The organism is Streptomyces exfoliatus, from assembly GCF_000725545.1.
In the GTDB taxonomy this organism is placed as follows: Bacteria; Actinomycetota; Actinomycetes; order Streptomycetales; family Streptomycetaceae; genus Streptomyces; species Streptomyces exfoliatus.
Genome location: NZ_JNZP01000007.1, coordinates 154,576 through 167,643 on the forward strand (window position 1 = coordinate 154,576; position 13,068 = coordinate 167,643).

The 13,068-nt window shown below is 71.2% G+C and carries 12 protein-coding genes; 5 read left to right on the top strand and 7 right to left on the bottom strand.

Going from position 1 to position 13,068, the window contains the following annotated elements; translation table 11 throughout:
- Positions 1-45: 45 nt before the first annotated feature.
- From IO20_RS0110660 to IO20_RS0110670, 3 genes are all read left to right on the top strand, one after another.
- A complete protein-coding gene (locus IO20_RS0110660; protein ID WP_030548277.1) occupies positions 46-696 on the top strand; it encodes a thymidine kinase in 651 nt (216 codons plus the stop codon).
- 180 nt (positions 697-876) lie between these two features.
- The gene (locus IO20_RS0110665; RefSeq protein WP_030548279.1) at positions 877-1,077 is read left to right on the top strand and encodes a hypothetical protein; all 201 of its coding nucleotides are present in this window, start codon (positions 877-879) and stop codon (positions 1,075-1,077) included.
- Positions 1,078-1,191: 114 nt separating this feature from the next.
- On the top strand, positions 1,192-1,989 hold the full coding sequence (locus tag IO20_RS0110670) for a phospholipase D-like domain-containing protein (protein WP_051874345.1): 798 nt from the start codon (positions 1,192-1,194) through the stop codon (positions 1,987-1,989).
- Between the two features lie 86 nt (positions 1,990-2,075).
- Here the strand turns inward: IO20_RS0110670 and IO20_RS0110675 are convergent, their stop codons facing one another.
- Complete coding sequence (locus IO20_RS0110675; protein WP_245684926.1) at positions 2,076-3,071, bottom strand: helix-turn-helix domain-containing protein; 996 nt, start codon at positions 3,069-3,071, stop codon at positions 2,076-2,078.
- A 346-nt stretch (positions 3,072-3,417) separates the two neighbouring features.
- Here IO20_RS0110675 and IO20_RS0110680 point away from each other — a divergent pair, with 346 nt between their 5' ends.
- Positions 3,418-4,203 carry an AfsR/SARP family transcriptional regulator gene (locus IO20_RS0110680; RefSeq protein ID WP_030548286.1) on the top strand — a complete coding sequence of 262 codons (786 nt, stop codon included), beginning with the start codon at positions 3,418-3,420 and terminating at the stop codon, positions 4,201-4,203.
- Entirely contained in the window at positions 4,200-4,763 is a 564-nt protein-coding gene (locus IO20_RS0110685) for a hypothetical protein (protein WP_245684917.1), read from the top strand. The genes IO20_RS0110680 and IO20_RS0110685 overlap by 4 nt, the downstream gene beginning before the upstream one ends.
- A gap of 9 nt (positions 4,764-4,772) precedes the next feature.
- Here IO20_RS0110685 and IO20_RS0110690 read toward each other — a convergent pair whose 3' ends face one another.
- From IO20_RS0110690 to IO20_RS0110715, 6 genes are all read right to left on the bottom strand, one after another.
- Positions 4,773-5,729: an LLM class flavin-dependent oxidoreductase gene (locus IO20_RS0110690; protein ID WP_030548290.1), complete on the bottom strand. Its 957-nt coding sequence runs from the start codon at positions 5,727-5,729 to the stop codon at positions 4,773-4,775.
- Between the two features lie 51 nt (positions 5,730-5,780).
- Positions 5,781-8,600, bottom strand: coding sequence for a type 2 lanthipeptide synthetase LanM (gene lanM, locus IO20_RS0110695; protein ID WP_078945915.1), 2,820 nt, complete (start codon positions 8,598-8,600; stop codon positions 5,781-5,783).
- Positions 8,597-10,762, bottom strand: a complete 2,166-nt coding sequence (locus IO20_RS0110700; protein WP_030548295.1) for a peptidase domain-containing ABC transporter — start codon at positions 10,760-10,762, stop codon at positions 8,597-8,599. Before IO20_RS0110700 ends, lanM begins: the two co-directional genes overlap by 4 nt.
- 234 nt (positions 10,763-10,996) lie before the next feature.
- Positions 10,997-11,158 carry a class II lanthipeptide, LchA2/BrtA2 family gene (locus IO20_RS40690; RefSeq protein WP_169749506.1) on the bottom strand — a complete coding sequence of 54 codons (162 nt, stop codon included), beginning with the start codon at positions 11,156-11,158 and terminating at the stop codon, positions 10,997-10,999.
- Positions 11,159-11,389: 231 nt separating this feature from the next.
- Entirely contained in the window at positions 11,390-12,115 is a 726-nt protein-coding gene (locus IO20_RS0110710) for an ABC-2 transporter permease (protein ID WP_157850762.1), read from the bottom strand.
- An 11-nt stretch (positions 12,116-12,126) separates the two neighbouring features.
- Positions 12,127-13,041: an ABC transporter ATP-binding protein gene (locus IO20_RS0110715; RefSeq protein WP_030548299.1), complete on the bottom strand. Its 915-nt coding sequence runs from the start codon at positions 13,039-13,041 to the stop codon at positions 12,127-12,129.
- Between the last annotated feature and the right edge of the window lie 27 nt (positions 13,042-13,068).

The window sequence follows — 13,068 nt, forward strand, 5'->3', positions numbered from 1 at the left end:
CCCGCGCCACACGCCCCCCACGACCTGAAAGGTCCCCGACCCGTCATGCCCGAGCTGGTCTTCTTCTCCGGAACCATGGATTGCGGGAAGAGCACCCTGGCGCTCCAGATCGCCCACAACCGTGACGCGCGGGGTCTGCAGGGCGTGATCTTCACCCGTGACGACCGGGCGGGGGAGGGCAAGCTGTCCTCCCGGCTCGGTCTGGTGACGGAGGCGGTCGAGGCTCCTCAGGGCATGGACGTGTACGCGTACCTCGTGGCCCAGCTCTCGCAGGGCGGCAAGGCGGACTACGTGATCGTGGACGAGGCGCAGTTCCTGGCCCCCGAGCAGATCGACCAGCTCGCGCGGGTCGTCGACGACCTCGGTCTCGACGTCTTCGCCTTCGGGATCACCACGGACTTCCGTACGAAGCTGTTCCCCGGTTCGCAGCGGCTGATCGAGCTGGCGGACCGGATCGAGCAGCTCCAGGTCGAGGCGCTGTGCTGGTGCGGTGCCCGGGCCACGCACAACGCCCGTACGGTCGGCGGAGAGATGGTCGTCGAGGGCGAGCAGGTCGTCGTCGGGGACGTGAACCGGCCGGCCGAGGAGATCGGTTACGAGGTGCTCTGCCGCCGCCACCACCGCAAGCGGATGACGTCGGCCTCCTCACAGGCCGGCGCTCTTTCCCCGGACGTCCTCCCGGTCAACCACACCTGACGGCTCCCGGGCGCCACCGTCCCACCGGCGGTGGCAGGATCGTGCACGGTGCCGAGGCAGGAGCATGCCACCGCGGAGTCCTGTGGTGGAGGGGGTTCGCTGCGATGCTTCTGATGTGGTCGGGATCTCGTCCCGGGCACCTCTGAGGCACGGCGCCGGGGCGCCGGGAGGGGAAGAACCATGATGCGTACCGCCACCAGCAGGGCTGCCCGGGGGATCGCGGCGGTGATGCTGACCGCACTGGCGACGGCAGGGGCGTTCACCGCCGTCGTGGGGAGCGCCGCGCCGGCGAGCGGCGACGCCGTCGTCGTGGCGGGCGGCTGTCTCGACCCGCAGAGCGCGTGCTGGGTCAACGGCTGGCAGGAGAAGCCGGGCACCTGACCCTGTCGGGCGAGCCCGCCACGGGGGTGGGTCCAGCGGTCCGGGTGCCGAGCACGACGCGCGGACCACCGCTTTTCCAGTTCCTCGTCACCGACCGACCGTGGAGCACCGCCGATGCACCGCATGCAGATCCTGGGAATCACCCCTGCGGAGGAGGAGACGTACCGCCACCTGCTGAGGCATCCCGGCAGCGGCGTCGGGGAGATCGTCGCCGCGCCGTGGCACCCGTCCGGGACCGGTGAGGCCGCCGTGGGGCGGCTGAAGGCTCTGGGCGCCGTGGTCGAGCGGGACGGAGCGCTGTGGCCGGAGGAGCCGAAGGCGGTGGTGGCCCTGCTGGCCGAGCGGCTGCTGGCCGAGCTGCACACCATCACCCGCAGCCTCGCCCAGGTCTACACGGTGGTGCGCTCCCTGGAGGACGAGGCGGCCGTCGCCGGCCGGGCCGAGGAGGGTGACACGCCTCCGCCGGACAGCCGACTGGTGGAGCGGATCACCGATCCCGTCGAGCTGCGGGCGAGGGTCGAGGCCCTCGCCCTGAACACCCGCTCCGAGGTCCTGGCGGGCGGGCTCTGCGAGGAGGTCGACAGCCGGGTCCTTCGGCTGACCTTGCCGCTGGGCCTGCGGATGCTGGGCCGCGGCGTCACCGTGCGGCTCCTGGTGTGGCAGTCCATGCTCGCCGACCCGGTGGTCGTCACCCACCTGCGCCAACTGGCCGACGCCGGCGCGCGGGTACGGGTGCTGCCCTCCTCGGACAGCCCGATGGCGGTGTGCGACGGCGCGACCGCGCTGGTGCCGGTCGAGCCCTCGGACATCGCCAAGGGCGCGTTCGTGACGGCTGAACCCGGCATGGTGAGCACGGTCGTCAACCACTTCGAGCGGCTCTGGGCGGACGCCCGGGAACTCGGGGACGGCTGACGGCCGGTCACGCCCCGGCTGTCAGCACCGCCGGCCGTCAGGCCCGCCGGCCGCCAACCCCGTCGACTGCCGGCCCCGTCCGGCTGTCAGACCCACCCTCGTTCGCGGGCCAGCAACGCCGCATGGGCGCGGTTCTCCGCGCCGAGGAGCCGCATCAGCTCCGATATGTGGCGGCGGTAGGTGCGCAGTGCGGTGCCCACCTGGCGGGCGCCGGTCTCGTCCTTGCCGACCGTGCACATCGCCCGCAGCACCTGGACCTGCAGATCGGTCAGTTCGGGTTCGCCCGACGCGTCGTCCCCCTGCCCGACCAGGTCGGCGAACTCCTCGGCCCCCGCCCACAGACGCTCGAAATTGTTGACGACGGTGGTGACGATCCCCTCCTCGCTCGAACAGAGGGCGCCCTTGGAGGTGTTCTTCGGGTCCACCGGCACCAGCGTGGTGTGGTGGTCGTACACGATCATCAGCTCGCTCAGGTCCTCGACCACCCGGATCCGGGCCCCGGCGGTGGTCAGTTCCTGGAGGTAGGCCCGCGTGGTGTCGTCCGCCACCGCGGAGGCGCGGACCAGGCTGCGCAGGACGACGCCACGGCGCAGGCAGCGCAGGTCGAGCGGGCGGGAGTGCTTGATGTTCTCCGGGGTGAGCGCGTCGTAGGGCTCGGAGGCCAGCACTTCCTTACGGGCGAAGAACGCCAGTTCGTCCAGTCGTTCGCGTATGGCCGGCAGCCCCATCAGCCGTTCCACCGGGGCGTGTTCGGAGTCCGGGCCCTGGTCGCGCGCGTCACGGGTCAGGGAGTCCACGATGGGTCTCAGGTCGGACAGCGTGCGGATGGTGCTGTAGAACTCCTCCAGGCGCTGCTGGGCCAGCCGGTTCACCACCAGGTCCGGCTTGTGCGGCCATGCCTTGCCGTCGTCCTCGCGGATGACGTGCAGTTCCCGCAGCCGACGCACCGCCGCGTCCAGGGTGAGGGGCTCCTGTCGCAACAGGACGTGCACCTCGTCGAGTTCGACGCCGGGGTTGCGCAGCAGGTGCCGGTAGAGCTCCTCTTCCGCCGCAGTGAGACCAAGGACCGCCATGTGGTGCACGAGCAAGAGGCACTCCCGTGGGAGAGGACATCGGGAAGGATCCGGCCGGCGTGTGTTGTCGGAATTGTAGAAGGGAGGTGCCCGAAGGGTAAAGGTTTCACCAGGAGCCCCTGGTGACTCGGCAGTAGGATTTCCGGTTCAGGAACGATCAGGCCGGATCCTGCATCGGGTTGGCCATATCTGGCCAACAGGCCTTGTTCCTCGCCGTCTCGGGCGCTGCCATATTCGGTCGGGAGGGAGGCGTGGTGCCGGCCACACGACGCGAGGGGGGACACGCCGCCGGCGGCCCTTGTGGCCCGGGTCCGGCACCTGCCTCAGCACTCCACACGAGAGGGGGCAGAGCCAGATGCTTTTCCGACTGCTGGGGCCTGTGAGAATCGCGGGCGGCGCCGAGATGCAGTCGGCGGCCCGCCGCGCGCTGCTCACCGCGCTGCTCCTGCGCCGGGGACAGTTCGTCGGCATGGGCGAGCTGACCGAGCTGCTGTGGGACGACCCGCCGAGCTCGGCGGTGGCCAACATCAGGAGCCACCTCACGGGACTCCGCCGCGGCCTGGACTCCGCGCAGCCGGGACTGAGCGAGCGGCTGACCACCAGCCGCGGCGCGGAGACCGGGTACGCCCTCAGCGTCGACGCGGACGAACTCGACCTGTCCTGCTTCCTGAAGCTCGCCCGGCAGGGCAGGGAACTGCTCGCCGCGGGCGACCACCGGGCCGCGGTCACACACCTGGACGAGGCCCTCGCCCTCTGGCGCGGCCCGTTCGGCCAACGGCTCCCGGCCACCCGGTGGTTCCACGCGCATACCGTGGGCCTCAGCAACACCCGCTTCGAGGCCTGCCAGGACTTCTTCACCGCCTGCCTCCTGACCCATCGGACCGAGATGCTGTCGTACCGCATCGAGACCGTGCTGGCCGAGGCCCCCTACCGGCAGCGGCTGTGGCAGTTACTCGCCGCCACCTACTGCGCGCAGGGCGACGTGGCCGGCGCGCTGGGCGTGATCGAGCGATGTAGGACCGTCTTCGCCGACGAACTGGGCCTGGACGTCCCTCCCGGCGTCGAGGCCATCCGGGCCGCCGCCCTCACCTGGGACACAGCGCGGGCGCACCGCCTGGTGGCCGAGATGGCGCGCCAGTGACGGCGGGCATCCGGTCGGCCGGGGCGCGGGTCCGGCGGCGGCTCCGGTCGCTCGCGGTGGGGGAACTGGTCAACGTCCCGTTGCAGGCGGCCATCTGGTTCGGCGTGGTCGGCGTGCCGGCGACCACCGCCAACATCCTCGGGTTCGCCCTTGTCGCCCTGCTCCTGCTGGAGGGCGCCGCGTACTGGACGGTCAAGCTCCGTGCCCTGTCCGCCGGTGGCGGCGCGCCGCTCCCAGGGGCGGCGGTGTTCGCCGCCGCCCGGGTGGTCAACCTGCTGCTGCTCGGGCTCGGCGTGCCGCTCACCGCTCTCGCGGTGGCCGACGACCCCGGGTCGGGGACCATCCCGGGCCTGCTCTTCACGCTCTTCGCCGTCCTGGAGCACGTCAACTACTTCCACACCCAGCTGATGTACGACACCCCCGAGGACCGGCGCAGCCGCCGCAGGAACGGACGGCGCCGGGCACATCTGGCCCGAGACCTGGAGCGGGCCCGGAAGCTCGGGACCGGCCGGCCGTCCGCCGACGGGCCAGGCGCTCCTGACGTCCCGGGCGAAGGGTGACCGGCCCGGTCACGGCGCGGCCTTCAGGATCTCGTAGAGGTCGGACGCGGCGGCCCGGGGTCCGTGCACCGCGCCGACCCCGGTGACGTTGAGGACCACCTCGTCCACGCCGAGCGCCCGGTAGGCGTCGAGCCGCTGGTGGATCTCCTCGGCCGTCCCGTAGAGGAAGATGCCGCCGTCCACCAGGGCGCGGACGTCGTCGGGCCCGCCGTCGCCGGTGACCTGGATCCCGGCCCGGCGCAGGACGGCCTGGTAGTGCGGGAACTGGATGTGCCCCCCGCAGGTCGCCCGCAGCAGCTTCGCCATGTCCCGGTCGGGGCCGGCCAGTGCCACCGGAACGTAGGCGGTGACCTTGACCGGCTGCTCCGGACGCCGCTCCTTCGCGCTCCGCAGGGCCGGGATCAGGAACTCCTCGAGGTACGCCGCCGAGGCCATCCAGGTGATGGCCACGTCGGCGAGTTCCCCGGCGAGTTCGGCCATCCGCTCCCGCAGGACGCCGAGGCCCAGCGACACCTCCGGCTTGTGGAACGGCATGAGCTGCGCCTTGGCGGAGAAGATCTCCCCCTCGCGGTCGCTGATCCCGCCGTCAAGCAGGTCCCGGACGATGGTGACGTACTCCCGGCAGGCGGTGAGCTGACTGGCGTAGGGCCGTCCCATGGCGCAGGTCTGCGCGGCGAGCGAGCCCGGACCGTAGCCGGCCACCACCTCGTGCCCGGTGGCCAGCGCCGCCGACCGGGCCTCGATCGCCGCGTTGTACGGCGAGCGGTACGGCATCAGCGACACCCCGAAACCGGCGGGCACCCTGATGCCGGAGCCGGCCAGCCAGCTCACGATCTGATGGCTGTCCAGAACGAGGCCCTGGCCCTGCCACAGCCGGGCCGCGCCACCCCATTTGACGAGATTGGCGAAGGGGATCACCTGCTCGGGGCGGGTGGCGTTGACGGGGAGGAGGATCGAGTGCCGCATCCCGGCAGCCCTTTCGACGAGTGGTGGAGCGATGACAGGCGGGCGGTCAGCTCAGGGAAGGGAGGGCGCGGACAGCTCCAGCGGGAGGCGCAGACCGGCCGGGTCCGCGCCGCCGAGCAGGGCGTCGACCATCAGGTCGGTGTCGCCCACGCCGGCCCAGCCGAGCATGTAGCCGATCAGTGAGGTCCGGCCGGCCGCGCCGGTGAAGTAGCCGTCCTCGCGGATCCGGTCGAGGACCTCGGTCTGATGGGCGACGGCCCGCTCGAACAGGTCCGCGCGTCCCAGGGTGCGGCCCGCGCCGATCAGGCACTGGACGACGCCGCTGCTGCCGTGGCAGACGGAGAGGTCCACCGCGCGCCCGGGCGCCAGGGCGGTCGCCCGGCCGACCACGTCGGACAGCCGGGACTCGGTCAGCCAGTCCTCCCGGCCCGCCGCGACGAGGATCTCCGATCCGGCGAGCAGGAGGCCGGCGGCGCCCTTGCACCAGCCGTGCTCCGCCGGGACGCCGTCCCGCTCCCAGCGGCCGATCAGCCAGTCCGCCGCCTCCTTGGCGGTGCGGTCAAGGCCCAGAACGGAGCCGGTCCGGGCGGCCGCCCAGCGCAGTCCCAGTTCGCCGTGGGCCAGGTCCGACCAGGGGGTGTCCCGCTCCCTGCCCAGGTGGGACAAAGCCAGGTCGGTGAGCCGCTCGACCGTCGTGGCGTCGGCGGGGAAGGAGGTGCCGTCGCGGCGGAGCCGGTCGAGCAGGACCATCAGCAGTCCGGCCGGGCCGTTGGAGAGGTCGGTCTCGAGGACGTCTTCCGTCGCGCGGTCCTGGAGGGCCCTGAGCAGGGCGGCCAGCCGGGCGGACGCGGTCTCCTGCTCCTCGGGGCGGACCAGCAGCAGGGAGGCGGCCCCGGTGAACACCGACTCGGGGCGCTGCAGCAGTGCCTCGCCGTACTCGGCGAGCAGGGTGGTGAGCCCCCGGTCGGCGCTGCCGGCCGGACCGCTCAGGCTCTCGTCGCGGACGGCGGCGCGGTTGAGGAAGGTGACCACGCCGGCCGTGTCGTGGAAGGAGACGAAGTTGCCCGGGGTGATGGTGGAGGCGTCGCGGTCCGGGCCGATGCCGCCGACCCATCCGCACTCCTCCTGCCCGCCGGGAGCGGTCACCGGAACCCGTATCTCGGCGATCCGGCCGGCGATCGCCCGCCACCAGTCGCCGGGACGGGCCCTGGCCAGCAGCTGCCCCCCGAAGACCCCGGAGGCCGAGAGCCCGCCGGGCGTGTCCTCGCCGCACAGCTCGCCGAAGCACTCCTCGAGGAGGAAGTGGTGGTAGGCGTCGGTGCGGGCCGCGTTGTGGGCGATGCCGCGCCGGGCGAAGTCCAGTGCGGTCGCCGAATACACCCCGGGTGTGGAACCGTTGACCGTGCCGAGCGCGTCGGAGTCGCCCCGGGTGACGAAGTACGGCACGTTGCCGCCGTGCAGCGAGGCGCGCTCCGCGTCCGCCGCGAAGCGCTCCGCCTCCGGGGACAGGTAGTCCTGGTGCATCTTCAGGAGTCCGAACAGCCGCTCGGCCTCCTGGGGGTCCACCAGGTACTTCGGGTGGGTGGACGCGTCGATGAAGCGACCGTAGATCATGGTGGAGCGCAGCAGCAGCCGCGCCGGCACCTCGGGATGGGCCTCCAGGACGCGGGTGACGGCGCCGTCCCGCAGGGCCGTCAGGGCCGCACGGCAGCCGGCCAGGATGGCGTCGAACCACTCGGTGGCGATCAGGTGCGTCTCGCCCAGCCGGGGCACGTTGTCGCCATGCCGGTAGTTGAAGGGCTCCCGTGACACCGCGATGGCGTCCGTTCCCGGGTCGCGGATCACGGCGCTGGTCATGGACGACGGCTGGTCGCCCGCCACCCCGACGCCCGCCATGATGAAGTCGACCGGCGAGGTCGGGTTCACCATCGGCACCAGCATGGTGGAGGCGACGGACAGCTTGGTGTGGTTCATCAGCACGTCGGGGAGTGAGTCATCGCCCACCCCGGCGTCCGGCCGGAGCATGGTCTCGGTGTCGATGACGCAGGGGTGCTCGCCGCAGGCCAGCAGGTTCTCGTCGTGCAGGTCGGTGGCGCCGATGGCGCCGAACAGCACCGCCAGCGCGCCGATCCGGTAGAAGTAGCGGTCGGGCTGGTCCGCCTGTTCCATGGCGGCCGGCACGGTGAACTCCTGCCAGCCGTGCGTGCCCACGGTGAACGAACGGGGAACGCAGCGGGACAGCGAGTGCTCCAAGTACGGGCCGACCGCCCGGTAGAGGTCGCGGACGAAGTCGTCCGCGGTGAGCGGCCGCGGCTTGAACACCAGCCGAGTTCCGTTGGCCAGGTGGAGAATGTGTACCAGACGGTTGTCGTTGTGCAGGTCGGAGCCGCTGGGCGAGATCGCGGACAGCAGCCGGCCGTCGCCGCCCGACTCGCCGAGCAGTCCGGCCTCCGCAAGCAGCGGGTGGTCGTCGGCGAAGGCGGTGAGGAACTCGCGATAGGCGTCCAGGGAGTGGGAAAGCATCGAGGTCAGTCGCAGCCGCAGCACCGGGTACTTCTCAAGGAGGGCGTCCGGGAAGCCGGGCTCCTCCAGACGGGCCGTGAAGCGGCGCAGGGCGGTGTCGCCACCGGTCTCCATCGGCAGGCCCAACTGCTCGCGGAAGGCGTGGAACTCGCCGATGAGCATCCGGTAGGCCTGCGTCTCCACCATTTTCAGCAGGGCCCCGTGGACCTGGTCCAGCACACTGTCGCGGCGGTCCGGGACGGCGGCCCGCAGCAGCGGCTCCCGCAGCTCCTTCTCGACCGCGGACCGGAGGACCACATGGGAGTAGAAGGGGAGGAAGGCCCCGATGGCCACCGTGCTCTCGCTCATGCCCCGGCACCCCCCACCAGCAGTTCGGCCGTCGGGCCGGCCCCATCGGCTGTCGCCGCGTACAGATCCCGGTACACGCTGCCTCCGTCCATGAGTTCTGAATGTGTTCCTTGCTCGACGATCCGTCCCTGGTCGAACACGTAGATGAGGTCGGCGGACTCGATCGTCGACAGACGGTGCGCGATGACGATCTGGGTGGCGCCGATTCCCTCGATCAGCCGGGTCACCCGGCGTTCGTTGACCGTGTCCAGGGAGGCGGTGGCCTCGTCCATGACGAGGATGGAAGGCCGCTGCAGGAGGGTGCGCACGATCGCCAACCGCTGCCGCTGCCCCCCGGAGAAGTTGGAGCCCATCTCGGCGACCAGGGTGTGCAGACCCATCGGCAGGTCGTCGAGGAAGTCCAGGATGCCGGCCTCGCGGCAGAACTCCCGGACGGTCTCCTCGGGGATGTCCTGGCCCAGGGTGAGGTTCTCCAGGATCGACCGGTTGTGCAGGTGGACCTCCTGCGGGATGTAGCCGATCACCCGGCGCAGGGAGTCCCGGTCGTACTCGGCGGCGTCCCGGCCGCCGAAGAGGACCGAGCCGGAGGTGGGTTCGTGCAGGCCGCAGACGATCCGGGCCAGGGTGCTCTTGCCCGACCCGGAGGCGCCCACCAGGGCGACGCGGGCGCCGGCCGGGATGTCCATGGTGACCTCGCGGACCACCGGTTCGCTGTGCCGGGTGTAGCGGAAGGACACCTGGTCCAGGCGGACGGAAGCGGCCGCCAGCTCCTTGCGCTCGCCGCCGGGGCCCTCGGGTTCGGCGCGGGTGATGTCGCTCAGGCGGGACATGTAGCGGCTGGTCTCGGTGAACTCCGCGTACGCCTGGAACACCGAGGTGGAGATCGCGAAATAGGTGGCGGCGACGGTCTGCACCGCGATCGCCCCGCCGATGGTGATGGTTCCCTGGCCGACGAAGTAGAGGCTGGCGAGCAGCAGCAGCAGCGGCCCGAACATCTGGATGGTGGCCGCCACACCGGACACCCGGCCCTGCTGCAGCCGCATCCGCGCCTTCATCGCCTCCAGCGAGGCGGCGTACGTCTCGCGCCAGGTGTCCAGGTACTCGTCGGCGTAGCCGCCCATCTTGATGGTCGGGATGGAGACGATGGCGTCCAGCTGCAGCGACTGGCTCCTGCCGAGGTGGGTGATCTCCATGTCGACCGCCTCGAGGACCCGCGATCGGGTGGCGGCCAGATAGCCGGCGTTGGCCAGCACCAGGGCGAGCGCCATCAGCCCGAGCCGCCATTCCGCGTACATCAGGTAGCCGGTGACGCAGGCCAAGGTGCCGACGTCCAGCACGCCCTGGGCGACCCGGGAGGAGAGCATGTCGCGGACGGCGTTGACGCTGCCGAGCCGGAAGAGCAGCTCGCCGGGCTGACGGGTGGTGAAGAACCGGTACGGCAGCGACAGCAGCCGGGTGAACGCGTGGTCCATCAGATGGCGTCCGAGCACCGACACGAGCGAGGACAGCAGCAGGATCCTCAGGAGATGCAGCAGGTAGTAACCGGCCGCGGCGCCGACCACCATGCCGATGACCCACAGATGGTCGCCGAGCTCCTTCCAGCCGGAGAAGCGGTCCACGGACCACTCGGTGAGCAGCGGGATCCCCAGCACCGCGGCGTAGGCGGCCAGCGACAGCGCGCCGACACCGGCCATCCGGCGCCCCGCGCCCTCGGGCAGCAGGGGCATCGTCCGCCAGTCGGCGAAGGGCCGGCGGCGCAGCCGGCGGAACGCGGGCCCGGGCTCGGCGGTGACGACCACACCGCTGAAGTGCTGGGCGAGTTCGTCCGAGGTCACCCGGCGGCGGCCGACGGACGGGTCCATGACGACGGCCTGATCGCCGTCGAAGCTCTCCAGGACCACGAAGTGGTGATCGTCCCAGAAAAGGATCACGGGGGAGTCGAACCGGGTGAGCGCGGCGACGCTCCGGGCGCTCAGCAGCCGGCTCCGCATGCCGCGGGACTCCAGGAACCGCGCGAGCTGCCGGGCGCTCAGGCCGTCCCGTCCCGCGTCCATGTCCTCGCGGACCTCGGAGATGCCTTCGTCCCGCCCGTAGTAGCGGAGCACGGCCACGCAGCAGCACAGACCGCACTCGGTCTGGGCGACCTGGGTGACGGCCGGCACGCGGCGCGCGGTCCGACGTGATTCCGGGCGAGTGCCCATGGCTACCGCACCTCCGGGTTGTGGGACTTCGGGCAGGAAGAGGGGATTGCGTTGACGGGACGTCGGACGGGGCGGGAGACCGGGAAGCCCGGCGCGGACCGTCGGACCTCGGTCCGGCCCTCCCCCACCCCGTCCGTCGTGACCGACGCGGCGGTCCGGTTCAGCGGGCCGCGCGTATCAGAGCCGTCAAGGGCTTCAGCACTGGCTGGTGCACTTGGTGGTCGGGCAGGCGACGGCGGACACCAGGGTGACGATGGCGCAGCTCCAGGTGGTACCGCCGTACACGTCCGCCTCGCCCATCTCGACGAGCTCGAACTCGTCGTAGCCGCCGAGGACGTCGGCCTGCATCTTCTCCATGGTCTTTCTCCTTCTCGGTTTTCTTCCGACACGCGCCCGGAATTCGTCGGGCGAAATACGGAACGCGTGCCCTCCGCCTTCGGAGGACGCTCCCAGTCTGTCCGCCCTCAATTCGTCGAGCGCATAGACCTGACGCCTTTGTACGCACACGCTGAAATGCACCGGAAAATAGGCCGGGCCCCCACACATTCGTGTGGGGGCCCGTTCGCGGGGTGTGAGGTCGTCGCCCCCTCAGACATCCCGCCGTACCGTCATCCAATGGCCGAGCGCCACCGCCCCCACCGTCCATACGGCGAGCACTCCAAGCCCGGACCACGCTCCCAGCACCTCGTCGCCCCCTGAGCCGCGCAGCACCATCCCGCCGGCCACGTCGGGCAGGAACCGTGCCACCTCCCCGACCCCCGGTATGTTGCTCAGGATCGTGGAGAGCATGAAGAACAGCGGAAGCAGGACGGACAGCGCCGCCGCCCCCGACCGCAGCAGTGTCGCCACCCCCATGGAGAACGCCACAAGCAGCACCGTGTAGAGCACCGCCCCCGCCACATGCCCCGCCGTGACGAGTCCCGTCGGTGCCCGGTGCTCCCCGATGCCGCTCTGCACTATCAGGAAGGCCGGCACCACGCCCACCACCGCCAGCACCCCGCTGACCAGACTGACAAGACCCACCTTGGCGTAGTAGAACCGGGCCCGGTCGGGGACGGCCAGCAGACTGCTCCTGATCGACCCCGACGCGTACTCGCCCGTCACCGCGAGAATCCCCATGACCACCAGAACGATCATGCCGAGCGGTACGGCCGACAGGCCGAGCGCGACCGGGTCGAACCCCGGCGCCGTCAGCTGCCTTTCGCCGGGAACCATCCCGTAGACGAAAGCAAGTCCGATCATCAGGGCGAGATAAACCGCCGGCGACCATTTCGGAGACCGCAGCGTCGTCAATTTGACCCATTCCGCGGCCACGGCGTACCTCATCAGAAGCCCCCCGTCGAAGCCCGGTATTCAGCGTGTTCCTGGGTCAGCCTCATAAAGGCCTCCTCGAGTGAACCCGCGGAAGCGGTCAGCTCGAAAACAGCGATGCTCTCCGCGCTCGCGACGAGCCCGACCTTCTCCACGGACGCCCCGCTCACCGCCAGCGTCGCGTCGTCCTGCCGCACGGACTCGATGCCCCGCTCCCGCAGCGCCCGCCGCATCCCCTCCGGATCGGCCACCCGGGCCAGCACGGTCCTGTCCGAGTGCGCGGCGATGAACGCGTCCACGGGGGTGTCCGCGAGCAGCCGGCCCCGGGCGACGACCACCAGATGGTCGGCGGTCACCGCCATCTCGTTCATCAGGTGGGAGGAGACCAGCACCGTCCGCCCCTCCGTGGCCAGCCCCCGCATCAGCTCCCGGATCCACCGGACACCCTCGGGGTCGAGCCCGTTGACCGGCTCGTCGAACAGCAACACCTCGGGGTCGCCGAGCAGCGCCGCCGCGACGCCGAGCCGCTGCCCCATGCCGAGGGAGAATCCGCGCACCCGCTGCCGGGCCACCGCGAGCAGGCCGACCCGGTCCAGGACCTCGTCGGCCCGGGTGGCGGGCAGGCCGTGGGAGGCGGCAAGCACGCGCAGGTGGTTCCGGGCACTGCGGCCCGGGTGCACGGCCCTGGTGTCGAGCAGCGCTCCCACCCGGGTCAGCGGGCGTGCCAGGCTCCGGTAGGGGACGCCGAAGACGCTGGCCCGGCCGGCGGTGGGCTCGTCCAGACCGAGGATCATGCGCAGGGTGGTGGACTTGCCGGCGCCGTTGGGGCCGAGGAATCCGGTGACCTTCCCCGGAGTCACGGAGAACGACAGACCGTCGACGGCGACCTTCGCGCCGTACCGTTTCGTGAGGTTCTCGACCTCGATCATCACAGCACCTCTCGTCCTTGAACATTG

Excerpts from the sequence above, each read along its gene's own strand:
- IO20_RS0110660 (WP_030548277.1), top strand. The coding sequence starts at position 46 with ATGCCCGAGCTGGTCTTCTTCTCCGGAACCATGGATTGCGGGAAGAGC.
- lanM (WP_078945915.1), bottom strand. The coding sequence starts at position 8,600 with ATGAGCGAGAGCACGGTGGCCATCGGGGCCTTCCTCCCCTTCTACTCC.
- IO20_RS0110680 (WP_030548286.1), top strand. The coding sequence starts at position 3,418 with ATGCTTTTCCGACTGCTGGGGCCTGTGAGAATCGCGGGCGGCGCCGAG.
- IO20_RS0110670 (WP_051874345.1), top strand. The coding sequence starts at position 1,192 with ATGCACCGCATGCAGATCCTGGGAATCACCCCTGCGGAGGAGGAGACG.
- IO20_RS0110690 (WP_030548290.1), bottom strand. The coding sequence starts at position 5,729 with ATGCGGCACTCGATCCTCCTCCCCGTCAACGCCACCCGCCCCGAGCAG.
- IO20_RS0110715 (WP_030548299.1), bottom strand. The coding sequence starts at position 13,041 with ATGATCGAGGTCGAGAACCTCACGAAACGGTACGGCGCGAAGGTCGCC.
- IO20_RS0110665 (WP_030548279.1), top strand. The coding sequence starts at position 877 with ATGATGCGTACCGCCACCAGCAGGGCTGCCCGGGGGATCGCGGCGGTG.
- IO20_RS40690 (WP_169749506.1), bottom strand. The coding sequence starts at position 11,158 with ATGGAGAAGATGCAGGCCGACGTCCTCGGCGGCTACGACGAGTTCGAG.